Source organism: Salipiger sp., from assembly GCF_059781815.1.
The window spans coordinates 8,275-30,163 of the sequence record NZ_JBYNAH010000029.1 but is presented as its reverse complement, the minus strand read 5'-3'; the positions used below and the strand labels follow the sequence as shown (position 1 = coordinate 30,163).

The 21,889-nt window shown below is 66.3% G+C and carries 23 protein-coding genes; 3 read left to right on the top strand and 20 right to left on the bottom strand.

Annotated features, from left to right (window positions below):
• Window positions 1–122: 122 nt before the first annotated feature.
• From AC6RA4_RS05400 to dctP, 17 genes are all read right to left on the bottom strand, one after another.
• Window positions 123–884 (bottom strand): SDR family oxidoreductase, encoded by a 762-nt coding sequence (locus tag AC6RA4_RS05400; RefSeq protein ID WP_500158151.1) that lies wholly within the window; start codon window positions 882–884, stop codon window positions 123–125.
• Window positions 885–893: 9 nt separating this feature from the next.
• Window positions 894–1,709: an alpha/beta fold hydrolase gene (locus tag AC6RA4_RS05395; RefSeq protein ID WP_500158149.1), complete on the bottom strand. Its 816-nt coding sequence runs from the start codon at window positions 1,707–1,709 to the stop codon at window positions 894–896.
• Window positions 1,706–2,020, bottom strand: coding sequence for an NIPSNAP family protein (locus tag AC6RA4_RS05390; RefSeq protein ID WP_500158147.1), 315 nt, complete (start codon window positions 2,018–2,020; stop codon window positions 1,706–1,708). Before AC6RA4_RS05390 ends, AC6RA4_RS05395 begins: the two co-directional genes overlap by 4 nt.
• Before the next feature lie 60 nt (window positions 2,021–2,080).
• Window positions 2,081–3,391, bottom strand: coding sequence for a TRAP transporter large permease (locus AC6RA4_RS05385; RefSeq protein ID WP_500158145.1), 1,311 nt, complete (start codon window positions 3,389–3,391; stop codon window positions 2,081–2,083).
• Entirely contained in the window at window positions 3,391–3,936 is a 546-nt protein-coding gene (locus tag AC6RA4_RS05380) for a TRAP transporter small permease subunit (RefSeq protein WP_500158143.1), read from the bottom strand. The genes AC6RA4_RS05385 and AC6RA4_RS05380 overlap by 1 nt, the downstream gene beginning before the upstream one ends.
• Window positions 3,937–4,103: 167 nt before the next feature.
• Complete coding sequence (locus AC6RA4_RS05375) at window positions 4,104–5,159, bottom strand: type 2 periplasmic-binding domain-containing protein (RefSeq protein WP_500158142.1); 1,056 nt, start codon at window positions 5,157–5,159, stop codon at window positions 4,104–4,106.
• Between the two features lie 83 nt (window positions 5,160–5,242).
• Window positions 5,243–6,037: an aspartate dehydrogenase gene (locus AC6RA4_RS05370; protein ID WP_500158140.1), complete on the bottom strand. Its 795-nt coding sequence runs from the start codon at window positions 6,035–6,037 to the stop codon at window positions 5,243–5,245.
• Window positions 6,034–6,984 (bottom strand): 3-hydroxyacyl-CoA dehydrogenase, encoded by a 951-nt coding sequence (locus tag AC6RA4_RS05365; protein WP_500158138.1) that lies wholly within the window; start codon window positions 6,982–6,984, stop codon window positions 6,034–6,036. The genes AC6RA4_RS05370 and AC6RA4_RS05365 overlap by 4 nt, the downstream gene beginning before the upstream one ends.
• A 33-nt stretch (window positions 6,985–7,017) precedes the next feature.
• Entirely contained in the window at window positions 7,018–7,404 is a 387-nt protein-coding gene (locus AC6RA4_RS05360; protein WP_500158136.1) for a cupin domain-containing protein, read from the bottom strand.
• A gap of 378 nt (window positions 7,405–7,782) precedes the next feature.
• Entirely contained in the window at window positions 7,783–8,505 is a 723-nt protein-coding gene (locus AC6RA4_RS05355) for a GntR family transcriptional regulator (protein ID WP_500158134.1), read from the bottom strand.
• Between the two features lie 353 nt (window positions 8,506–8,858).
• Entirely contained in the window at window positions 8,859–10,373 is a 1,515-nt protein-coding gene (locus AC6RA4_RS05350; protein WP_500158132.1) for an aldehyde dehydrogenase (NADP(+)), read from the bottom strand.
• A gap of 68 nt (window positions 10,374–10,441) precedes the next feature.
• Window positions 10,442–11,167, bottom strand: coding sequence for a ribonuclease activity regulator RraA (locus AC6RA4_RS05345; RefSeq protein WP_500158130.1), 726 nt, complete (start codon window positions 11,165–11,167; stop codon window positions 10,442–10,444).
• A gap of 11 nt (window positions 11,168–11,178) precedes the next feature.
• Complete coding sequence (gene araD / locus AC6RA4_RS05340; RefSeq protein ID WP_500158128.1) at window positions 11,179–12,912, bottom strand: L-arabinonate dehydratase; 1,734 nt, start codon at window positions 12,910–12,912, stop codon at window positions 11,179–11,181.
• Between the two features lie 5 nt (window positions 12,913–12,917).
• Window positions 12,918–13,079, bottom strand: a complete 162-nt coding sequence (locus AC6RA4_RS05335) for a hypothetical protein (protein WP_500158126.1) — start codon at window positions 13,077–13,079, stop codon at window positions 12,918–12,920.
• A gap of 10 nt (window positions 13,080–13,089) precedes the next feature.
• Window positions 13,090–14,406 (bottom strand): TRAP transporter large permease, encoded by a 1,317-nt coding sequence (locus AC6RA4_RS05330; protein WP_500158124.1) that lies wholly within the window; start codon window positions 14,404–14,406, stop codon window positions 13,090–13,092.
• Window positions 14,396–14,917 carry a TRAP transporter small permease subunit gene (locus AC6RA4_RS05325; protein WP_500158122.1) on the bottom strand — a complete coding sequence of 174 codons (522 nt, stop codon included), beginning with the start codon at window positions 14,915–14,917 and terminating at the stop codon, window positions 14,396–14,398. The genes AC6RA4_RS05330 and AC6RA4_RS05325 overlap by 11 nt, the downstream gene beginning before the upstream one ends.
• 74 nt (window positions 14,918–14,991) lie before the next feature.
• Window positions 14,992–16,014: a TRAP transporter substrate-binding protein DctP gene (gene dctP / locus AC6RA4_RS05320; protein WP_500158120.1), complete on the bottom strand. Its 1,023-nt coding sequence runs from the start codon at window positions 16,012–16,014 to the stop codon at window positions 14,992–14,994.
• Between the two features lie 146 nt (window positions 16,015–16,160).
• Between dctP and AC6RA4_RS05315 the strand changes: the two genes are divergently transcribed.
• Window positions 16,161–16,853, top strand: coding sequence for a GntR family transcriptional regulator (locus AC6RA4_RS05315; RefSeq protein ID WP_500158118.1), 693 nt, complete (start codon window positions 16,161–16,163; stop codon window positions 16,851–16,853).
• Window positions 16,854–16,863: 10 nt separating this feature from the next.
• On the opposite strand, the gene AC6RA4_RS05310 is transcribed toward AC6RA4_RS05315, so the two are convergent.
• Window positions 16,864–17,781, bottom strand: coding sequence for a 2-hydroxyacid dehydrogenase (locus tag AC6RA4_RS05310; protein WP_500158116.1), 918 nt, complete (start codon window positions 17,779–17,781; stop codon window positions 16,864–16,866).
• 116 nt (window positions 17,782–17,897) lie between these two features.
• On the opposite strand from AC6RA4_RS05310, the gene AC6RA4_RS05305 reads away from it, so the two are divergent.
• A complete protein-coding gene (locus AC6RA4_RS05305; protein WP_500158114.1) occupies window positions 17,898–18,626 on the top strand; it encodes a FadR/GntR family transcriptional regulator in 729 nt (242 codons plus the stop codon).
• Complete coding sequence (locus tag AC6RA4_RS05300) at window positions 18,619–19,875, top strand: alpha-hydroxy acid oxidase (RefSeq protein ID WP_500158112.1); 1,257 nt, start codon at window positions 18,619–18,621, stop codon at window positions 19,873–19,875. The genes AC6RA4_RS05305 and AC6RA4_RS05300 overlap by 8 nt, the downstream gene beginning before the upstream one ends.
• Before the next feature lie 99 nt (window positions 19,876–19,974).
• Here the strand turns inward: AC6RA4_RS05300 and AC6RA4_RS05295 are convergent, their stop codons facing one another.
• Window positions 19,975–20,964, bottom strand: coding sequence for an aldose epimerase family protein (locus AC6RA4_RS05295; protein ID WP_500158110.1), 990 nt, complete (start codon window positions 20,962–20,964; stop codon window positions 19,975–19,977).
• 1 nt (window position 20,965) lies between these two features.
• Entirely contained in the window at window positions 20,966–21,814 is an 849-nt protein-coding gene (locus AC6RA4_RS05290; RefSeq protein ID WP_500158108.1) for an SMP-30/gluconolactonase/LRE family protein, read from the bottom strand.
• Window positions 21,815–21,889 lie beyond the last annotated feature (75 nt).

The following is a 21,889-nucleotide window of genomic DNA, read 5'->3' as shown; positions in this document are numbered from 1 at the left end:
CGAGGTACTTTTTCTGGAGAAGAGCATTCCTCAGACGCGGCGGGCAGTTTGCCCGCCGCTTGGCCACTCTGATCACGGATTCAGATTCTCGCCGCCACAGCAGAGGTTGGCGAGGCAGGTCGTCAGCGTATCGTCCAGCCTCCATCGACCACGAGGGTCGAACCGGTGCAGAACGTCGCATCGTCGCTGGCAAGGAAGAAGATCGCGTTCGCGATCTCCTCAGGACGGCCCATCCGGCCCATGACCTGCCGGTCCTCGAGCCCCTTGCGCAGCGCCGCTGCATCCGGAGACTTGGCGAAGATCTCGGTGAAGTACGGCGTCTCGATGGTGCCGGGGGCCACGCAATTCACCCGGATATTGGCATCGGCGTGGTCGATGGCCATGGCGCGTGTCAGCGCCGAGACCGCGCCCTTCGATGCGGTGTAAGCAGCCCGGTTGGCGATGCCGACGATGGCCCCGCCCGAGGCGGTGCTCACGATGATCCCGCCGCCCTGCGCGGTGAAGATCGGGATTGCGTGCTTGCAGCCCAGGTAGACGCCCCGCACGTTGACCGCGAAGAGCCCGTCCCAATCGTCGACGCTGGTGTCGGCGACGGTGCCCGCGATGCCATATCCGGCGTTGTTCACGAGGATGTCGAGCCGGCCATGCCGCTCGACCACACCATCAAGCAGCGCCTTGACCTCGGCCTCGACGGCGACGTCGAAGGTTGCGGCCTCGGCCACCGCGCCGCTGTCACGCAACTCCTGCGCGACGGCTTCCGCGGCCTTTTCATTGCGGTCGGCGACGATGACGACCGCCCCTTCGCGCGCAAAGCGTCTGGCGGTCTCGTGGCCGATCCCCGACGCGGCGCCGGTGATCACGGCGATCTTGTCTTGCAGTCTCATGCTTTCCTCTCAGCTTGTCTTTGTCGCAGCGCGGTCCATGAGCCAATCCGCGACCAATGGCGCGAAGATCTCGGTCCGCGAGCCGGGGTAGAAATGGCCGCCATCCGGCAGGAGCCGAAGCTCCGCGCCGGGCAGGTGAGCGGCGAGCTCTCGTTGCAGGAAGGCCGGAACGATCATGTCGTCGAGCGTGCCCAGCACCATTGTCCGCGCTTCGATGGCGCCGATCTGGTCTGATCCGTCGTAGGCCAGCAGCGCGCGGATGCGCTCTGCCACGATGGCCTGCTTGGCGGGATCGCTCGGCGGGGTTGCGGTGGCGCGTTCGTATCTTGTCCAGTTCGCCTCGAGCCACTCTGGCGCATAGGAGAGAAGCGCCGCGCTCTCGGCATAGGCGGCAGGGTCGGTCGCGAGAAGGCGCAGACGAAATTCGAACAGGGCCTTCAGATAGTTGCCGGGTCGCAGCCATGCGGCGCTGAGAACGAGGTTGCCCACCCGCTCGGGCGCGGTGGCCGCGATGGTCTTCACGATGCAGCCGCCGGTGGAATGACCAAGCAGGTCCGCTTTCGGGATCCCCATCGCGTCGCAGACGGTGAGCACGTCGGTGGCGAGCTGCGCGATGTCGACGGGCGTGCTGCCGCGACTCGATCCCGCGATGCCGCGTTGATCGAAGGTGATGAGCTCGAATTCTGTGTCCAGAAGCGCGATGGCGGGATCCCAAAACCCGGCGGTTCCGCCGAGCCCGCTGACAAGCACCAGCGGTCGGCCCTTCCCGTGTCGACGGGCCCTCAATGCGGCACCGTCCGGGGTGGTGACGACAAGCTCGCTCATTGCAGCGGCGAGAAATCGACAGGTGTCAGGATGCGGCTGTTCTGGCTCTGGATCAGCCCGTCGACCATGCCAAGATAGGCGGACCATTCCGGGTCGGCCAGCATCCGAGCCCGCATCTCGGCGCGCTGGTCGAGGCTCTCGTAGCCCCAGAGCGCGACGACATGGTTCAGCTCGCCGATTTCGGTGGTGAAGTAGGAGATGAAGGTGCCGAGATGCTTCTTTTGCAGCGCGACGCCGTGATCGCGGTAGAGGCCGAGGAAGGTGTGCAGCTTGCCGGGTTTGATGTGGTAATCGCGTTCTTCGTAGATCATGCGGGTGTCGGTCCTGTGTGTAAGGGGCGCTTGCGAGCGGTGGCCGGCGAGGGGCCCGGATCAGCCGTAGATCAACTTCGGCATCCAGGTCGCCAGCTCGGGGAAGGTGATGACCAGCGCCAGCACGATGAGCTGGCAGAGGATGAAGGGAATGACCCCCCAGTACATCTGCTTGAGCGTCATCGTCGGTGGGGCAATGGCCCTGAGATAGAAGATCGACGGCGCCATCGGCGGGGTCAGGTAGCTGGTCTGCAGTGTGATCAGGAACACGATGGAGAACCACAGCAGGTCGACATCGTAGAACTTCAGGATCGGCACCGAGATCGAGGTCATGATCAGCACGATCGATGTCAGCTCGACGGCGAAGCCGAGGATAAAGGTGATGATCAGGATGAGCGCGATCACCCCGGCGGTGCCGAAGCCGAAGCTGTCGAGGAAGCCGCGGATCGCCATCATCCCGCCCGAGGCGAAGAGCACGCCCGAGAACATCACCCCGGCCAGCACGATGGCGAGGATCATCGCTGTCAGCGAGACGGTCTGCAGCGAGGCGTCGAGCACCATCTTGAAACTCAGCTTGCCATAGCAGAGCGCGAGGAACAGCACCCCGGCAGAGCCGCAGGCGGCGGCTTCGGTGGGCGTCGCGAGGCCGCTAAACAGGGTGCCCAGCACCAGCGCGATGAGTACCACTGGCGGCACCAGAGCCTTGAGGGTGAAGCGGATCTTCTCACCCATGGTGAACGGGTCGGGATCGGTGTCGCGCGGCGCGAGCGAGGGTTTCAGCGTGGCCGAGACGATGATGTAGAGCGAGAACATCCCCGCCATCATCAGGCCGGGCACGAGGATGCCGGCCATGAGATCGCCCACCGGGAGGGTCATGATCGGCGCCAAGACGATCACCGGGATCGAGGGCGGGATCACCGTGCCCAGCGAGCCGCCGGCGCAGATCGTGCCCGCGATTAGGGAATTGTCGTACTTGCGCTTGAGCATCGCCGGGATCGCCAGCATCCCTACCAGCGTCTCGGTGGCGCCGACGACGCCCGAGGCGGCGGCGAAGATGGTGCACATGACGAGCGCCGCGATGGCAAGCCCGCCGGGCAGGCGCCTTGTCCACATGTAGATCGCGTCGAACAGGCGTTCGGCGATGCCGGCGCGCTCGAGGATCGCGCCCATGAAGATGAACAGCGGGATCGCGCCGAGCACGTAGTTGGAGGCCACCTCGTCCACGCGCTGCGCGAACTGGCGGAAGACGATCTCCTCGAAGCGGATGAAGCCGAAGACGCTGGCCACCAGCACCATCGAGAAGGCGATCGGGATGCCGAGCGCGATCAGGACGATCAGCGCCGGGAACATCAGAAGGACTGCATCACCCATTACGCCGCTCCCGCCTGCTCGTCGGTTGTCGCTTCGGGGTGCTTGGGCGGGGTGCCGCCGAACAGCACCAGAAGCGCCTCCAGAAGCCGGCCGAAGACCTGCAGCGTGAACAGCGCAAAGCCGATGGTGTAGACCAGCCGGAACGGCCAGACCTGCGGGTTCCAGGCCGAGAGCCCCGAGCCCTCGCCGGTGCGGTAGGTGCGGGCCACGCCCTCGCCCAGCGTGATCGTGAGCCAGACCAGAACGACGGTTATGCCGCCATAGGCCAGCACCTCGATCACCGCGTTGGCGCGGCGGGGCAGGATCGAGGGAAGGATGTCGACATTCACATGCGCGTCGTTGCGCAGGCAGTAGGACAGCCCCAGCGTGAAGATCGTGCCCATGAGCATGTAGCTGATCTCGAAGGCCCACTGGGTCGGCGCGGCAAAGACGTAGCGGCTGACCACTTCGTAGACCATGGCAAAGACCAGGGGCACCAGCAGCAGCGCGGCGAGCCGCCCGGTCCAGAGCGAGATGGTTTCGATGAGTGAGATCAGGGTCCTCAAGGTGGAACTCCCCTGGGCATTGCTCGGCGCGTGGGGCACGCCGCGGCGCGCCGCCCGCGGCGATACGCGGATGGAAGCGCCAGCGGTCGGGCCGCCAGCGCCGGTCGTGTCATGAAAGGGCGGTGGCCGGCGCGCCGGGACAACGCGCGCCGGAGGGTCTCAGAGGCTCAGCGCGAGCCGGGCGCGAAGCGGAACTCGGAAAGGCCCGACAGACCTTCGAGGAAGGCGGACTGGTCCTCGAAGACGCGCTTGAACCACTCGTTCTCGGCGGATTGCTCGGTCGCCCATTCGTTGGACGCCTCGGTGGCCGCCTCGACGAGGCTCTGGTCGATCTGCACCATCTCGACCGGCGACTCTTCCTTCAGCTTCTCGAAGGCCACGAGGTCGTTCTCGGCATAGCCGAGATAAGTGTCGAGCATGGTCAGGCGGCCGGCGATTTCCATCAGCGCCTTGTCGCCATCCGAGATCTTGTCCCAGGCGGCTTCGTTGAAGATGCAGTCATGCACGGCCGCGCGCGAGTGCACGCCCGGCATCATCATGTAGGGCGCGATCTTGTCGAAGCCTTCCTGCATGTTGCCGCCCGGGCCGCCCCATTCGATCGCGTCGACGACCTGGCGCTCAAGCGCCGAGAACACTTCGGAGCCCGGCAGCGTCACGGTCGACACGCCCAGCTTGGGGGCGATCTCGGCCCAGGCCGAGGAGGTGCGCAGCTTCAGGCCCTGCAGATCCTCGGGCGTCTGCACCTTCTTGTGCGAATGCATGAAGACCTCGGTCTCGGTCACGCCGCAGGGGATGGCGATCACGTCGAACACGTCGGCGCGCCATTCTTTCCACAGCTCCAGCCCGTTGCCGTTGTAGAGCCACATCATGTATTCCTCGGGGGTCGGGCCACCCGGCCAGCCGCCGAACAGCGCGCTGGTGCGGTCGACCGACCAGTCATAGCCGCCCCAGGCATGGCCCATGTCGGCGATGCCCATCTGCACGGTCTCGGTGACGTCGAGCGCCGGCCCGAGCGCGCCGGCGGGGAAGACGTTGATGGTGACGCGGCCTTCGGTCAGCTCGGCGACGTTCTCGGCGTAGCTGTTGGCACCGATCTCGAGCCAGTGGCCGCCGGCCCAGGGCGTGGCCATGCTCAGCTCGACGGTGTCCTGCGCCGAAGCGCCGGTTGCAGCGAGGCCGATGGCAAGGGCCGCGGAGGCGGTGGTGTTCGCCAGTGTCTTCATGGTTGGGGTCTCCTGTTGGATCTCTTGGTTATGGGTCTGAGTTTGGTGCGGCGGGCCGCTGCACGGCGGCCCGGCCGGAGGCGTCATTGCAGGGCTTCGAACCGGCGCAGCGTGGCTGAAACGAGGCTGTAGGCGGTGATCGCCGAAGTCTTGGGGTTCGCGGCGGCGGGCATGTTGCAAAAGCTCATGGTGCTCGTTCCGAGGGGCCCCGAGACGACGATCTCGTGTGTGTTGCGCACCACCGCGGGATCGGCCAGCACGCGCACCCGGACGCGGTCGAAACCGGCGGCGAGCGCGATGGTAAGCCCGGCATTGAGGTTGCGCGGGTAGCGGGCGGCCGCCTCGCGGGCGTTGCCTTCGTAGAGGCTGACCTCGCTGCGCGTCGCCACCTCGGCCTTTCCCATCGCCTCGAGCTCCGCCGTCCATGCGGCGGGCGGCTTGCGCGAGATGTAGGTGACAGAGGTCTCGGGATGCAGCGCGGCGGCGGCGATATGGTCGAGCCCGCCGACCGCCCCCGCGGGCACCACCAGACGGCTGCCGGTTTCGCTGCAGATCTCCATGACACGGTCCAGAAGCGCGCTGTCCTGCAGCGCCCCGACAGAAGCCGCGACGACATCGATGCCCTGCTCGAGACAGGCCGGGGCGTGCAGCGCGAAGGCTTCGGCGGAGGCGGCCTCGATCACCACATCGGGGGCCCAGGCCAAAAACGCATCGGGGTCGGCAAACGCCTCGGCGCCCTCTGGCAGGTCGGCGGGGCGGCTGCGCGTCAGCACGCCGAGCGCGACGGAGGCCGGCAGCAGCGCCGCGACCGAGCGCCCGATGGCGCCGAAGCCGATCAGACCGACCCGCAGGGATGTGTCTTGAGCGGCCACGGTCATGCCCGGTCCACGCTGCCGCGCTCGGCCTTGAGCGCCCGGAGGGCGAGGATGGATTCATCGCGCCACGCCACCTTCTCGGGCAGCGCCTCGAGCGGGATGCGACTGCGAGCGTAATCGTGCAGCGTGTCGATGGTCTCGGGCGGAAGCACGTCGCCGAGCCCGTAATCCCTGCCGCGATCGCGGGCGAGGAAGCCATAGCGGTCGAGATACTGGCGGATGCCGCCCGGGGCGTTCAGATCGACCCCCTCGAACGGGCCGAGGAAGGCCCAGCGAAGGCCGAACCCCTCGCTGATGATGGCGTCGATGTCGCGTGCGTCGATCAGGTCCTCGCGTAGCAGGGTCAGCATCTCGACCAGCAGCGCCGCCTGCATGCGGTTCAGCACGAAGCCTTCGACTTCCTTCCTGATGCGCACCGGAATCTGGCCGCAGTCGCGCATGAAGGCGGTGGTCCGGTCGGTCACCTCGGCGGAGGTGAAGGGAGCGGGGCAGATCTCGGTCACGGGAAGCAGGTGCGGCGGCGTGGCGGGGTGCACGATGATGCAGCGGTCGCGACAGGCGAGATCCGAGGCGAAATGCGACACAGGAAAGCTCGACGTGGTGCTGGCAAGGATTGCGTCAGGCTCGGCGACGTCGTTCAGCGCGGCGAAGATCTGCTTCTTGCTGTCGAGCTTTTCCACGATGCACTCGTGTACGAACTCAGCCCCGGCCACGGCGGCCTCGAGCGTGTCGTGCAGGCTGATGCGGGCCAACACGTCTTTCACGGTCTCGCCCTCGCGGAGCAACGAGGTCGAGCTCGAAAGGCTGTTTTCCAGGCGCAGCATCGCGCTGTCTCGAAACGCCTCGCTGCGCTCGTAGATCGCGACGTCGCAGCCGGAGCGTGCGTATACAATTGCCCAGGACGCGCCGATGACGCCCGAGCCCAGGATCGCGATTTTGCTGAAAGTCATCTGCTCTGGTCCTTGGTCGCCTACGCTCACTGCTCAGACCTTCGGCGAATAACGGCGCGACAGCTCGGCGCGATCGTCGTAGCTGGCTTCGAACACGGCGGCGGCAAGCGTGGCGCGCACGTGCAGAATATCGTCGCCGATGTTCTTGAAGCCGTGCATCGCGCCGCGCGGGATCAGCACCGAATGGTTCGCGGTCACGATCATGGTCTCGTCATCGAGCCAGATTTCGGCAGTGCCGCCAATTACTTCCAGAACTTCCTCAACCGCGTGCTCATGGATCGGAGCCCCGAGGCCCGCGTCGCACCACTGCTCGAAGATGCAAAGCTGGTGGGCCCCGTTGAGCGCCGAGACCCGCATCTCGGTCCGAACGCCGTCGCGCCAGAGTTCGGTTTCGGAGGCGTCGTGCTTGAGGACGGTCATAATGTCTTTCCTTCGGGTGCGTCCGCCGTGGCCCGGCGGAACAAGTCTCTGTTTGCGGGCCGGGCTCCGTGCGGCTCGCAACTTGTCATCGGCATGCGAGTGAGGTCCGACCGTTGGACCGACACTACATTTTATACAATTTGTCGAAAGGGATTCGGCGGGAGGCACGGAAAAGAACACGTTAAATGCACGTTTTCGCGCGAATATTGGGCAGAAAAGGAGGGGCTTGCGGGGTTTCGAGCCGCAAAACGCTGTTCAGATCGTGTTTCGCCGCTGGAAACTCGGCGCGGCGCACCGGTTTCGCGGCCACGCGCGCTCAGGCGGCGCGAGTCGTCGCGGCGCTCGGTTGAATGAGAAGCAGGGGGAATGTGTTTGCGGTCAGCGCCGGTTCCCAAGCGCCACCATCAACTCATCGCGGGCCAGGAGGATGTGCTCTGCCATGACCCGGCGCGCCTCGTGCACGTCGCGCTCGGCGCAGGCGCGCAACAGCTTGCGGTGTTCGATATCCGCACCTTCCTTGGTGCGGTCCGTCAGGCTCATGTGCATGCGGACGTAGCGCCCGCCACTGCGGTGCAGATTGTGGATGATGCGTAGGGTGCGTTCGCGCCCTGCCGGTTCGAGCAAGAGGCGGTGAAACAGCCAGTTCTGTTCGCCCCACTCCCGAGCGTCAACGATCTTTCCGCCTTTTCCTTCCAATCTATCAAGTACTTCGCGAGCGTCCGACAGGTGCTGGCGCTTCATGAAGGGAATGGCGCGCATGATGAGATCCGACTCCAGCATTGCCCGGAGATCGAACTCCTCGCTGATTTCTGCGAGCGACAGCTTGGAGACGGTATAGCCTCGGTTGGCCTGCTGGCGCACCAGCCCCTCGCCCTCGAGCTGCAGAAGCGCCTCGCGCACGGGGATGCGGCTGGCGCCGTACCGGCTTGCCAGCTGGTCTTGCCGGAGCGCCGTGCCCTCTACCAGTGCGCCGGAGAGGATATCTTCGCGAAGGCTGTCGAGGATGCGGGCGTGCAGCGTCGGATAGCTGTCGCGCTGCGTGACGGTGTCGGCCTCAAGGACGGGCGCCCCGTGAGGGGTCGTGGTCTTGGGTTGCTTCATCCCCGTCGTGCTCCTGAATGGCTGGTGCGGCCAAAGCGGCGGCAGAATTATTTTATACAATATTTGCCGCGAGGGTCCAATCATCATTGCCGCGCCTCGTTCGGGCCAATGGCGGAGGGCGCCGTGAACGGCCCGCGCGCGACCGACAGGGCGGCGGCGAAGGGAGGATGATAAAAAATGTCGTGACGGGGGGCTGGTGCATCTTTCCCACCGGGCTCACGCGTCGGGAGAACGCGCCGCCAGGTGTCGGTGAGGGACGCCGAGGCAAGCCGGCGCTGGGGCCCGGAGGCAACAGGGGGTGGTCAGCTTACGCCGACCACCCCTCGTTCGCGCATTGTGCCTTTTATGAAGTTTTAACCCAGATCCATAGGCAGGATGCCCTCGGGCAGGTTCTGGTAGCAGACCGGGCGCAGGAAGCGGCGGATCGACAGCGTGCCGACCGAGGTGGCGCCGAAATTGGTCGAGGCGGGGTAGGGGCCGCCATGCACCATGCTGTCGCAGACCTCGACGCCGGTCGGGAAGCCGTTGGCCAGCACCCGGCCTGCCTTGCGCTCGAGCACCGGCAGCAGCCGGCGGGCAAGGGCGGTGTCGCCTGCATCCATGTGCAGGGTCGCGGTGAGCTGGCCGTCGAAGCTGCGCGCGACCTTGTCCATCTCATCTGCATCGCGCGCCACCACCACGAGCCCCAGCGGTCCGAACACCTCTTCGCTCAGCGCGTGGTTGCCGAGCCAGTCGGCGGCGGCGACCTTGTAGAGGAACGGCTTGGCCTCGCGGCGGTCGCACATCGAGGTCAGCAGGTCCTGCACCCCGGTCTGTTCGCCCATCTTAGCCGCGCCGGAGCTGTAGGCCTCGGCGATGCCATCGGTCAGCATGACCTGCCCGCCGGCCTCCGAGAGCGCGGCGCGGGCGGCTTCGACGAAGGCGTCGCTCTCGGGGCCCTCCAGTACCACGGCGATGCCGGGATTGGTGCAGAACTGGCCTGCGCCCATGGTCAGCGACCCCGCCCAGGCGGTGCCGAGATCGGCGCCGCGCGCGGCCACCGCCTCGGGCAGCATGAACATTGGGTTGACCGAGCCAAGCTCGCCGAAGAACGGGATCGGCTCGGGACGCTGGGCGCAGAGATCGAAGAGCGCACGGCCACCGCCGAGCGAGCCGGTGAAGCCCACCGCCTTGATCAGCGGGTGCTGCACCAGCGCCTGTCCAACATCGCGCTTGCCGCCCTGGATCAGCGAGAATACGCCCTTGGGCATGCCGCAGGACGCGATGGCGGCCTGGATCGCCTCGGCGACGATCTCGCCGGTGCCGGGATGTGCGGAGTGGCCCTTGACCACCACCGGGCAGCCGGCGGCCAGCGCCGCGGCGGTGTCGCCGCCGGCGGCCGAGAAGGCCAGCGGGAAGTTCGAGGCGCCGAACACGGCCACCGGGCCGACCGGGCGCTGCATCATCCGCAGGTCGGGGCGCGGCAGCGGCGCGCGGTCGGGCAGCGCTTCGTCGTGACGGCGGTCGAGATACTCGTCCTTGCGGATGTGCTCGGCGAAGAGCCTCAGCTGGCCGGTGGTGCGGCCGCGCTCGCCCTGCAGCCGGGCCTCGGGCAGGCCGGTTTCCTGCGTGCCGATCTCGGTGATGGCCTCGGCGCGGGCCTCGATCTCGTCGGCGATGGCATTGAGGAAGGCGGCGCGGTCCGCGCGGCTGGAATAGCCGTAGCTCCAGAACGCCTCTTCGGCGGCCTGCACCGCCTGATCGACGAGCTCGGGCGTGCCGACGGAGAAGTCATGCGCCGGGCCGTGGGCCGGCTCGGAGGAGAAGGTCGCCTCGGTGCCGATCCAGGCGCCGGCGATCAGGTGCTTGCCATGGGGAGTGAAGCTCATGGGGTGTCCTTTCATCTGTGCAGGAAAACGGGCGCGGAGCGTGCCGCGCCCGTCTGCCGTGACGTTGCTCAGCAGCCGGTCTTGTCGCGCCAGGCTTCGAACTTCTTCTGGTTCTCGTCCTTGGTGCAGGGGTAGAGCCCGATGATCGGCGCGCCGTTTTCGACCTCTTCGAGCACGAAGGCCTCGAAATCCTCCATGCCGGCGCAGACCTCGGCGATCTCTTCCGAAAGATGCGCCGGGATCACCATCACGCCGTCGCCGTCGCCCACCAGCACGTCGCCGGGGAACACCGCGACCTCGCCGCAGGCGATCGGCACGTTGATGTCGAGCGCCTCGTGCTTGGTGAGGTTGGTGGGGGCCGAGGGGCAGGCGGCATAGGCCGGCATGTCGAGCGCGCCGATGCCCTCGAAATCGCGTAGGCCGCCATCGGTGACCAGCCCGGCGCAGCCGCGCACCGCCATCCGGGTGACGAGGATCGAGCCTGCGGTCGCCGCCGAGCTATCGCCGCGCGCATCCATTACCAGCACGTGCCCGGCGGGGCAGGTCTCGACCGCGACGCGCTGCGGGTGATCGGCGTTGCGGAACACCTCGATCGGGTTGCGATCCTCGCGGGCCGGGATGTAGCGCAGGGTGAAGGCCTGCCCGACCATGTTCTCGGCTTTCGCGGCGACCGGCTGGACGCCCTGGATGAACTGGTTGCGCAGGCCGCGCTTGTAGAGCTGGGTCGCGATGGAGGCGGTCGAGATGCGCTTGTACCTGGCGCGGGTCTCGTCGGACAGGACGTAATCGGTCATTTCTGGAGTCCTCAGAAGATGTCGGGTTCTCCGGCGGTCTTGCCGAAGTCGGATTTCAGGAAGTCGAAGTCGCAGCCCTGATCGGCCTGCAGCACGTGCTTGGAGAACATCCAGCCCCAGCCCCGCTCGAAGCGCGGCTCCGGCGGCACGAGCGCCTTACGGCGGGCCTCCAGCTCCTCCTCGCTGACCAGCATGTCGAGCGAGCGGTTGGGCAGGTCGAGGCGCACGATGTCGCCGGTCTTGAGCAGCGCCAGCGGGCCGCCGACGAAGCTCTCGGGCGAGACGTGCAGCACGCAGGCGCCGTAGGAGGTGCCCGACATGCGCGCGTCCGAGATCCGCAGCATGTCGCGGTGGCCCTGCTTGATCAGTGCCTTGGGGATCGGCAGCATGCCCCATTCCGGGAAGCCCGGTCCGCCGAGCGGGCCGGCATTGCGCAGCACCATGACGTGGTCTGGGCTCACCTCGGAGGTCTCGTCATCGACGAATTTCTTCATCTCGGGATAGCTGTCGAACACAAGCGCCGGACCTTCGTGCACGTGGTATTTCGGATCGCAGGCGGCGGGCTTGATCACCGCGCCATCGGGGCAGAGATTGCCCTTCAGCACCGCCAGCGAGCCCTCGTGGTAGACCGGGTTCGAGAGCGGCCGGATGACATCGTCATTGTAGACCTCGGCGCCTTCGAGATTCTCGCCCACGGTCTTGCCGGTGACCGTCATGCAGGAGGTGTCGAGCCGGTCCTCGAGTTGCTTCATCAGCGCGCGCAGGCCGCCGGCATAGTAGAAATCCTCCATCAGGTAGTCCTTGCCCGAGGGGCGGACATTGGCGATCAGCGGCGTGGTGCGGCCGAGCGCGTCAAGCTCCTCGAGCTGCATCGGCACGCCGGCGCGGCGCGCCATGGCGATGAGGTGGACCACCGCGTTGGTCGAGCAGCCGGTCGCCATGGCGACGATGGCGGCGTTGCGGCAGGCGGCGGCGGTGATGATCTGGTCGGGGGTCATATCCTCCCAGACCATCTCGACGATGCGGCGCCCGCAGGCGGCCGACATGCGCTGGTGGTTGCTGTCGACCGCCGGGATCGACGAGGCGCCGGGCAGGGTGATGCCCATGGCGTCGGCAATGGCGGTCATGGTCGAGGCGGTGCCCATGGTCATGCACGTGCCCGCCGAGCGCGCGATGCCGCCCTGCACGCCGAGCCACTCCTCGTCGGAGATGTTGCCGGCGCGGCGCTCGTCCCAGTATTTCCACGCGTCCGAGCCCGAGCCGAGGATCTTGCCGGCGTAGTTGCCGCGCAGCATCGGCCCCGCGGGCAGGTAGATCAGCGGCACACCGGCGCTGATCGCGCCCATGACGAGGCCGGGCGTGGTCTTGTCGCAGCCGCCCATCAGCACCACGCCGTCGAGCGGGTGACAGCGGATCATCTCCTCGGTCTCCATCGCCAGCATGTTGCGGTAGAGCATCGAGGTCGGCTTGATGTTGCTCTCGTCGACCGACAGCGCCGGCATCTCGACCGGCAGGCCGCCGGCCTGCAGCACGCCGCGCTTCACGTCATGCACGCGGTCCTTGAAATGGGCGTGGCAGGTGTTGAGCTCGGACCAGGTGTTGAGAACGCCGATCACCGGCTTGTCGCGGTAATCCTCTTCGCCGTAGCCGAGCTGCATCATCCGCGAGCGGTGGCCGAAGGAGCGCAGGTCGTCAGGCGCGAACCAGCGGGCCGACCGCAGGGTTTCAGGTGTCTTTCGGGTCATGTCGGTCATCCCGTGAAAGCGAATGTGAGCCAGATCAGGAGGCCGGTTAGAACGAGGCCGAAGAGCTCGGGCCAGTTGCCGAAGTCGTAGCCGTCCTGGCTGTCTTCCGCTTCTAGCTCGGGTGCGGAGATGTCCTCGTCCTGCCGGGTGAGATGGTCATCTGACATGGTGGGTCTCCTATTCCATCAGCGAGGGCAGCCAGAGCGCCAGCTCGGGTATGAAGAGCACCAGGAACAGCCCGACGGCCTGCAGCGCGATGAAGGGCAGCACGGCGACAAAGATGTCCTGCAGCTCGATGCCTTTCGGCGCGACCGACTTCAGGAAGAAGCAGGCGGGGCCGAAGGGCGGCGAGAGGTAGTAGATCTGGATGTTCATGGCGAAGAGCACGCCGAACCAGACCGGGTCGAAGCCAAGATCGACGACCACGGGGGCGAAGATCGGCACGGTGATGAAGATGATCGCGATCCATTCGAGGAAGGTGCCAAGCACCATCACGATGAGCATCATCACGACGATCACCATGATCGGGGCGACGTCGAGCCCGGTCAGGATGCCACGGAGGAACTCTCCGCCGCCGATGCGGTTGTAGATCCCGATCAGCGACACTGCGCCCAGCACGAGCCAGATGATCGAGCCCACGGTGAGCACCGTCTGGCGCATTGCGTCGCGGGCCATCTTCCACTGCAGCTCGCCGCGGATTGCGGCGACCACCAGGGCCCCCACGGCGCCGATGGCGGCGGCCTCGGTGACGGTGGCGATGCCGGAATAGATGATGCCCAGCACGGTCCCGATCAGCAGGCCGGGAAGGATCACGCCCTTGAGGAACTTCAGGCGCTGGAAGAAAGGCAGGCCGGTCTCGGGGATGTCGTAGATCGGTGCCATCGAGGGCTTCAGCCGCACCCGGATGAGGATGTAGGTGATGTAGAGCGAGGCGAGGATCAGCCCGGGCACCGCAGAGGCGGCGAAGAGCTTGGTGATCGAGACCTGCGCCGCGAGGCCGTAGATGATGAGAACGACCGAGGGCGGGATCAGCGTGGCCAGCGCGCCGGCGGCGCAAATGATGCCGATCGACAGGTGCTTGTCATAGCCGAGCCGCAGCATCTGCGGCAGCGCGATCAGGCCGAGCATCACGATCTCGCCGCCCATGATGCCGGACATGGCGGCCAGCACCACGGCGACGATGCAGGTCTGCACCCCGACCGAGCCGCGGAAGCGTCCGCCCATGATGGCCATGGAGTCGAAGAGGGATTTGGCGATTCCTGATCGTTCCAACACGTTCGCCATGAAGACGAAGAACGGCACCGCGATCAGTTCGTACTTGTGCAGAACCTCGCTGACGTTGGCGGCGACGATGAAGAAGCCGGCGCGGGTGCCGAAATAGAGGATGGCCGTGGCCAGCGAGACCGTGAGCGTGGTGATGCCGAGCGGTACGCCGACCGCCATCAGCCCCAGCAGCGAGACGACGATCAGGAGGGTGATGTATTCAATGCCCACTGGACATGTCTCCTTCGGTGCGTTGGATCCAGCGAATAATGTTCGCGGCCAACTGGGCGAGGTAGAGGAGGCAGCCGATCACGATCAGGACCTTGAAGATCGTCGGCTGGATCGAGTTCAGCGCGGTGCCCGCGAATTCGGTGCGCGAAAGGACTTTCATCGCCGGCTTCCAGAGCGCGATGGTCAGGATCAGGATGGAGCCGAAGGCGATCAGCATCTGCAGCAGCCGAAACAGGCGCCAGACCCGAGGGCTGACCACCAGCTCGAGCATGGTGATCGAGATGTGCCGGTTGCGCTCGGTCACGAAGCCCACGGCCAGCACCCAGGCGGTCGCGCAGAGCGTCATGGCAAGCTCGGTCGACCAGACCGTCGGCCGGTCGAAGCCGTAGCGCAGCACCACCTCGAGCGCGGATATGGCGATGCAGGTGAAGAACAGGACAGAGCAGGCCTGGCCGACAAAGACGCTGAAGCGGTCCATGCCGTCGGCATAGCGGGCAAGAAGGCGAGACATCGCTTTCTCCACGAGTATGGTGGGGGGGGATGGACCGCCCCGGTCGTGCACGGCCGGGGCGGAGAGACGGTAGCTTACTTCAACAGGCCGATCTTCGTCATGTAGGCGATATGCGCGTCGTAGACTTCTTTCGCGAGCTCGGACTTGGTGGCATATTCCTCCCACTGTCCGCGCGCGACTTCACGCATCTGGTCGCGGTCTTCCTGCGCCCAGTTGATGACCTCGATCTTCTCGGAGGCGTCGTCGCGGGCGGCCAGTTCCTGGTCGAGCTTGTGCACCTCGTCGCGCATCGAGGATTGTGCCTCGTACCACCAGTCGCGCAGCGCGGTCTGATCTTCCTCGGACAGCGACTCCCACTTCTCCATGTTCACGGTAAATTGCATGTTCGGCATCGAATGGATGCCGGGGTAGAGCGGGTAGGGGGCCACGTCCTGCATGCCGGTGGCGTCGTTGTTGACGTAAGCAGAAGCGTCGGCCGCGTCGACGATGCCTTTCTCGAGCGCCCCGAAGACCTCGGAGAAGGGGATGCTGACCGGAGAGGCGCCGGCCGCCTGGAACACCGCCGAGGCCATGCCTTCAGGGGAGCGGATCTTCTTGCCCTGCAGGTCCTCGAAAGTGCGGATCGGTACACGGGAGGCGAGTGCCTCGCGCGAGTAGGGGCCGCAGGCCACGACCTTGACCTCGCCGCCGGTCAGGCTGTCGGCCGCCTTCTGGAACAGCGCCTCGCCGCCGCCTTCGCGGCAGAAGCCCATCATTTGCTCGGGCGTGTCGTATCCGGCAATCAGGTCGCCAAGAAGGCCGTAGGCCGGCTCGACGCCGACGAAATAGGAGGCCGAGGTCCAGTCGCCGTCGATGACGCCGGCGGCGATGGCTTCCTGAGTCTCGCGCGCCGGAACCACGGCGCTGTTCGGCGACAGGATGACCTCGACCCGGCCATCGGTCCGTTCCTTGATCTTCGGAAGCCAGTTCTCGGTCAGGTACTGGGTCGAGAAATCGCCCGCGTTGAACGACGTCTGGATGTTGAATGTTTCCGCGTGGGCGACGGCTGCGATGACAGATGCGCAGCCTGCAAGGAGCGCGGTTCTCGCGAATTTCATCTGGGTTTCCTCCCCTATTCACCCGGGAAGCCCTCCTCCCCGGCCTTCTAATGTGCTAATATATTAGTGTGCATCGAGCAAGACTTGTTTATAGTCTCCGTCAAAGAAGTGGATGCAGAGCGATAAAACCGTTGCCGAACGATATGATGACCCCCCAGCAGCGTCGGCGTCCGACGATCCGGCGCGCGTCGGCCAGCGTCACGCTCCATGACTCTCTGCGCGAGCGAATCCTGAACCTCGACCTCGCGCCCGGGCAGTACATCTCGCGCTCTGAGATCGCGACGGAGTATCAGGTCAGCCTGACCCCGGTGCGGGATGCGCTCATTAAGCTCGAGGAAGAGGGTCTGATCCGGATCTTCCCGCAGTCGAAGACCGAGGTGTCGAAGATTGACCTCGCGCATGCGCAGGAGACTCACTTTCTGCGCCTGTCGCTCGAGCTCGAGGTCGTCCGGCGCCTGGCGCAGCAGGGGTCCGCGGCGCCGATCCAGGCCGCGCGCTCCAACCTCGCGCAGCAGATCGCGGCGCGGGAGGCAGGCGACCTCTCGTCCTTCGTGCGGCTCGACCGTGCCTTCCATTACGCGCTTTATGAAGCGGTTGGGGTCGAGAGCCTGTTCTCGGTGATCGATGCGCGCTCGGGCCATATCGACCGGCTGCGCAAGCTGAACCTGCCCGACCCGGGCAAGACGCAATCGATCGTCGATTGCCATACCCGCATTCTCGACGCGATCGAGGCCGGCGATGTCGAGGCGGCCTGCGCCGTGCTGCGCGAGCACCTCTCCGGCACGCTCGCCATGGCCGATCAGATTCGCGAGCGGAACCCGGATTTCTTTGCCGCCTGAGAGGCGGGCCTCAGGCCCCCAGCGCCTCTCTCAGCGACTGCACCATTGACAGCCCCATCTGGCGCCGGGTCTCTTCGGTGCCAGATCCGATATGCGGTGTCAGGATGACCGAGGGGTGCGTCCTGAGGGCTTCGGGCACATGGGGCTCTTGCTCGAACACGTCGAGCGCCGCGCCGGCGAGCTGTTTCGCTTTGAGCGCCGCGATCAGACCGTCCTCGTCGACGATGGGTCCGCGCGAGATGTTCACGAGATATCCGTCCTGCCCGAGCGCTGCGATCACCTCGCGGCTCACGAGGCCGCGCGTGGTGTCGCTCAGCGGGCAGGACACGACCAGCATCTGTGTCGCCTCCGCCAGCGCCTCGGGACTGTCGAAATAAGGCAGCTCGACCGGTTTCTTCCGCGGCCCGTAGTAGCTGACGCGCGCGCCCATCACCTCGAGCCGGCGAGCTATGGCTTGACCGATATGCCCGAGCCCAATGATGCCCACTTCCATGCCGTTCAGTGAATGGGTGAGGGGAAACTGTCCGCGCGTCCAGTCCTCGGAGCGGACGAACTCGTGCGCGCGTACAAGCTGCCGCGTCACCGCGAGGCAGTGCATCACCGTCAGGTTGGCGACCTCTTCGGCGAGGATGTGCGAGGTGTTGGTGACCGCGATGCCGGATTGGTGGCAATGCTCGGTATCGACGTTCTCGAGCCCGGCGGAATAGCTTGCGACGATCTCGAGCGTCGGCAAGCTGTCGAGCAGGTCGGCGCGGATCTGTCGCTTCCTGACCGCGATGCCGCGAATGCGCGGGCCGTGCTCCCGCAGGGTCGCCGCGATCTCGGCCTCACCCTCGGGCAGGTCGACCACCTCGAACGATGCGGCCAGTGCAGAGGCGATCTCGTCGGGAAGTTTCGCAGCCTTGAGGACAAGAGGTCGGGTCGTCATCGCAGTCTCCTTCTGGGGCGGAAGCTGGCGCGCTCCCGGAATGTGCGAGCTCGACCATATTGACGGATCCGAACAAGTCAACTAGTCATCAGATGACCTTTACTTTGGAGACGCGCGTGGCCCATCTTCTCGGCAGAATGCCCTCGCTGACAGAAACGCTAGTCCAGGCGGTGCTGGAGATGGCGCGCGAGGAGGGGCTCGCGCCGGGCGACCGGCTGCCGTCGATCAAGGCGCTCTCGGAGCGCTTCGGGGTCTCGGTGCCGACCATGCGCGAGGCGCTACAACGGGTCGCCAATCTCGGCGGGGTCGAGATCCGACACGGCTCGGGCATTTACATGACGCGCACGCACCTGCCGGTGATCACCGGTCATCCCGATGCGCTGCTGGGCCATGACCAGACATTGCTTCACCTGCTCGACGCACGTCTCGCCATCGAGCCCGCAGTTGCCGCCAAGGCGGCGCGGTACATTACTGACCTGCAGGCCGGGGCGCTGCGCGAGGCCATCGAAGCCGCCGAGCGCGCCCTGAGCGGCGCCGGTGGTGAGCACAAGGCCAACATGAGCATCCACGCGCGGATTGCTGAGGCCGCCGACAACCCGATTCTTGCCGACACGATCCTGTCGCTGATCAAGGTCTTCGGTGCTGAGCAGAAGCGCATCCTCGCCATGCATGACCGCCCGTCGCGAGAAAGAAATCACGCCGATCACGTGGCAATCTGCGATGCCATTATCGCCCGCGACCCGGAGGCCGCCGAAAGCGCTATGCAGAAGCACCTCTCGCGCGTGCTCGCAGAGATCGGTGGCGCGGTTGGCGCGCGCACTGGAAAGGCAGACCGGAATGACTGACACGCCCTCGCTGCTCTCGCGTGGTGCGAATGCCATTGTTGAGCGGAGACTGCGCAGGATCCTGTCGCTGCGCGATTTCGAAAAGGCCGCGGCACGTAAATTACCGAAGCCGATCTTCGGCTACATCTCCGGCGCGGCCGAGACCAACGCCGCGCTGGAGGGCAACCAAGCCGCCTTCGCCGAGATCGACTTCGTCACCCGCGTCCTGCGCGATGTCTCGAGCAGATCGCTCGAGACTGAGCTTCTGGGCCGAACCTACTCAGCACCGTTCGGCATCGCGCCGATGGGCGTCTCCTCGCTCAGTGGCTATCGCGGCGATCTCGCCCTGGCGAAAGCGGCAGAGGCCGCAGGCATACCGATGGTCATCAGCGCCGCCTCGCTGATCCGCATGGAGGAGATCGCCGAGGCGGCGCCGGGCGTCTGGTACCAGGCCTACCTGCCGCCTGAGCCGGAGGATGTCTCGGCGCTGCTGAAGCGCGTGGCGACGGCGGGGATCGGCACCTTCGTGATCACTGTCGACAGCTCGGTCGTGCCGAGCCGCGAGAACAACGTCCGCAATGGCTACAAGACGCCGCTGCGCCCGAACCTCAAGCTGGCCTGGGACGGGATGACCCATCCTGGCTGGGCGATCGGCACTTTCCTTCGGACCTTCGCACAGCACGGCATGCCGTATTTCGAAAACGCCGATGCCGGGCGCGGCGCGCCGCTGCTCTCGAGCCGGGCGGTACGGGACTTTTCCGGTCGCGAGCGCCTGAGTTGGGCGCAGGTCAAGCAGGTGCGTCGGGAATGGGCTGGCCGGCTTGTCCTGAAGGGGATCCTGCATCCGCAGGATGCGATCCGGGCGCGCGACACCGGGGTCGACGCGATCATCGTTTCCAACCATGGAGGCCGCCAACTCGACCACGCGCTGTCGCCATTGCGCGCCCTGCCGTCCGTGGTGGCCGCGGTCCCGGAGCTGCCCGTCATGATCGACGGCGGTTTTTGGCGCGGCACCGACATCCTGAAGGCGGCGGGTCTCGGGGCAGCTTTCGTGTTCCTCGGCCGGCCGTTCAACTACGCCGCAACGGTAGCCGGGCAGCCCGGGGTCGAGCATGCCATTCGAATCCTGGTCAACGAGCTGCGCGCCGATATCGGTATGCTGGGGCTGACGGCGATCAGGGAGATGGGCCCTGAGGCCCTCTCTCTGACGCGCTTTCGTTTCGCGGCGCCGCGCCCATCGGAGCTTTCGCGGCGGCGAGCTTGTCGGTAGGCGCCGCCCATTTCTGCTGAAGCGATGTCAAAATGACCGAATTGGATGCCAGAACGCTCCCACTCTTCAAGCCAAAGCGACGATGCGGCAAACGTCGGCTCATGACTTGTGGAACCTGTAGGTCGTCTGGTTGCGGTAGACTTCGCCGGAGCGGATCACTGAGCACGGAAAAGTTGATTTGTTTGGTGCATTCGGCCATTCCTGCGTTTCCAGCGCGAGACCGGATCGCGGCACGAGGTGCGGACAGCCCCCCGGGGCTGTCTTTGTCGCCCCAAAGTGATCGGCAGTGTAGACCTGCAAGCCCGGTGCGTCGGTCTCCACGTCGAGTTGCAGCCCCGACGGTGCCGTTACGCGGGCCGCGGGCGAGGTGCCCGGGGAAAGGCAGAAGTTGTGGTCGAGGGCCTGATCCCGAAGGGCTCGGGGCTCTCGGAAGTCGAAGGGTGTGCCAGCAACGGCCGCGATTTCGCCGGTCGGGATCTTCTGCGCATCGACGGGCAGGTAGTGCTCTGCGGCGATCTGGAGGAGGCAGGGCGCGATGTCACCGCCATCGGTCAGCGCAAAATAGGAATGATGCGCGAAGGAGAGTGGGCAGGGAGCGTCGGGCTTGGCTTCGGTGACGATCTCGAGCGCACTCCCGCGGCAGCGGTAGGTGGTGGTGACGGCGAGCTCTCCGGGGAAACCCATGTGACCGTCCGGCAGGGTCAGCGTGAAACGCGCGTGATCGATGCCATGGTCGACCAACCGCCACGGTATAGTGGCCGCCCCCTCGCGGCCCCCGTGCAGGCAGGTCCGGCCGGCCTCGTTGCGGTCGAGCTGGACCTCCTGCCCGTCGAGCGTGAATCGGCCCCCGGCAATCCGGTTGGCATAGCGCCCCACCGTAGCACCGAAATAGGCCATCTCGCCAAGATAGGGCGCGAGACGCGACGCCCCGAGGACGAGCGGATGGGCCACCCCGTCGAGCCGCAGGACGCGCAGGCGCGCGCCGTGGCTCAGGAGCGAGGCGCGGAGCGCGCCGCTCCCGATCTCGACCTGCGTGACCTGCGTGCCATTGGGCAGCGTGCCAAAGACGGAGACCTGTCCGCGCGCCATGTCAGGCCCGCACCCTCGGCTCGGGACGGCCCGCGACCGGGCTTTCGGCCTGATAGAGCAACCCCTGCGCGGCGTCGGGCTGCGCGATTCCCTCGCGCGCGGTGGTGACATAGAGCCGCCTTAGGTCGGGCCCACCAAAGGCCGGGCAGGCGCTGTGCCGCCCGCCCACGAGGATCTCGCGGTGGAACCGTCCATCAGGCAGGTAGCGCGCGACCCGGTTCGCGCCCCACTGGGCGTTCCACAGCCCGCCCTCGGCGTCGATCACCGCGCCGTCGGGAAACAGGCCCTGCGCACTCAGGTCGAGGAAGACCTTTCGCTCGCCGCGCGGCCAGCCGCCCGCGTCGAGCGCCACCCGCCAGATGATCTGCCGGCGGGTGTCGGCGAAATACCCGCTTGTCCCGTCGGGGCTGAAACAGATCGCGTTCGGGATCGAGATGCGGTCATAGAGCAGGGTCACCTCGCCATCGACGTAGCGATAGATCGCGCCCGCCTCGGGCTCGGCCTGTTTGCCCATCGTCCCGATCCAGAAGCCGCCCTGAGGATCCGCGCGCCCGTCATTCGAGCGGGTGGCAGCGCTGTCGGCCTCGATCCCGGCCAGCCGCTCGCGCGCGCCGGAGCCGATATCGAAGCGCCATAGCCCGGTCTCGGAGGCGATCAGCAGCGTCTCGCGGTCGATCCAGCCGGCGGCGGAGTGCATCTCGTCGAACTGCCAGGTCCGCGGGCCCGTGGCGTCGACCGAGAGCATCCGCGCACGCAGGATGTCGAACCAGAAAAGCTGTTGCCGCTCCGGGTGCCAGAACGCGCCTTCGCCCAGCTCGCAGGGGCGGGTGTCGCAGATGGTCGCGGTCATGTCGTCAAACCCCCGGCGCGGGGGGGGACACGCACCACCCACCAAGAGTCACCACCCCCCCCGGCAGGGCAGCAG

Excerpts from the sequence above, each read along its gene's own strand:
- AC6RA4_RS05375 (WP_500158142.1), bottom strand. The coding sequence starts at position 5,159 with ATGAAGACACTGGCGAACACCACCGCCTCCGCGGCCCTTGCCATCGGC.
- AC6RA4_RS05345 (WP_500158130.1), bottom strand. The coding sequence starts at position 11,167 with ATGACCGATTACGTCCTGTCCGACGAGACCCGCGCCAGGTACAAGCGC.
- AC6RA4_RS05365 (WP_500158138.1), bottom strand. The coding sequence starts at position 6,984 with ATGACTTTCAGCAAAATCGCGATCCTGGGCTCGGGCGTCATCGGCGCG.
- AC6RA4_RS05390 (WP_500158147.1), bottom strand. The coding sequence starts at position 2,020 with ATGATCTACGAAGAACGCGATTACCACATCAAACCCGGCAAGCTGCAC.
- AC6RA4_RS05385 (WP_500158145.1), bottom strand. The coding sequence starts at position 3,391 with ATGGGTGATGCAGTCCTTCTGATGTTCCCGGCGCTGATCGTCCTGATC.
- AC6RA4_RS05400 (WP_500158151.1), bottom strand. The coding sequence starts at position 884 with ATGAGACTGCAAGACAAGATCGCCGTGATCACCGGCGCCGCGTCGGGG.
- AC6RA4_RS05315 (WP_500158118.1), top strand. The coding sequence starts at position 16,161 with ATGACCCCCCAGCAGCGTCGGCGTCCGACGATCCGGCGCGCGTCGGCC.
- AC6RA4_RS05355 (WP_500158134.1), bottom strand. The coding sequence starts at position 8,505 with ATGAAGCAACCCAAGACCACGACCCCTCACGGGGCGCCCGTCCTTGAG.
- AC6RA4_RS05350 (WP_500158132.1), bottom strand. The coding sequence starts at position 10,373 with ATGAGCTTCACTCCCCATGGCAAGCACCTGATCGCCGGCGCCTGGATC.
- AC6RA4_RS05325 (WP_500158122.1), bottom strand. The coding sequence starts at position 14,917 with ATGTCTCGCCTTCTTGCCCGCTATGCCGACGGCATGGACCGCTTCAGC.
- AC6RA4_RS05395 (WP_500158149.1), bottom strand. The coding sequence starts at position 1,709 with ATGAGCGAGCTTGTCGTCACCACCCCGGACGGTGCCGCATTGAGGGCC.
- AC6RA4_RS05290 (WP_500158108.1), bottom strand. The coding sequence starts at position 21,814 with ATGACCGCGACCATCTGCGACACCCGCCCCTGCGAGCTGGGCGAAGGC.
- AC6RA4_RS05310 (WP_500158116.1), bottom strand. The coding sequence starts at position 17,781 with ATGACGACCCGACCTCTTGTCCTCAAGGCTGCGAAACTTCCCGACGAG.
- araD (WP_500158128.1), bottom strand. The coding sequence starts at position 12,912 with ATGACCCGAAAGACACCTGAAACCCTGCGGTCGGCCCGCTGGTTCGCG.
- AC6RA4_RS05300 (WP_500158112.1), top strand. The coding sequence starts at position 18,619 with ATGACTGACACGCCCTCGCTGCTCTCGCGTGGTGCGAATGCCATTGTT.
- AC6RA4_RS05335 (WP_500158126.1), bottom strand. The coding sequence starts at position 13,079 with ATGTCAGATGACCATCTCACCCGGCAGGACGAGGACATCTCCGCACCC.
- AC6RA4_RS05295 (WP_500158110.1), bottom strand. The coding sequence starts at position 20,964 with ATGGCGCGCGGACAGGTCTCCGTCTTTGGCACGCTGCCCAATGGCACG.
- dctP (WP_500158120.1), bottom strand. The coding sequence starts at position 16,014 with ATGAAATTCGCGAGAACCGCGCTCCTTGCAGGCTGCGCATCTGTCATC.
- AC6RA4_RS05360 (WP_500158136.1), bottom strand. The coding sequence starts at position 7,404 with ATGACCGTCCTCAAGCACGACGCCTCCGAAACCGAACTCTGGCGCGAC.
- AC6RA4_RS05370 (WP_500158140.1), bottom strand. The coding sequence starts at position 6,037 with ATGACCGTGGCCGCTCAAGACACATCCCTGCGGGTCGGTCTGATCGGC.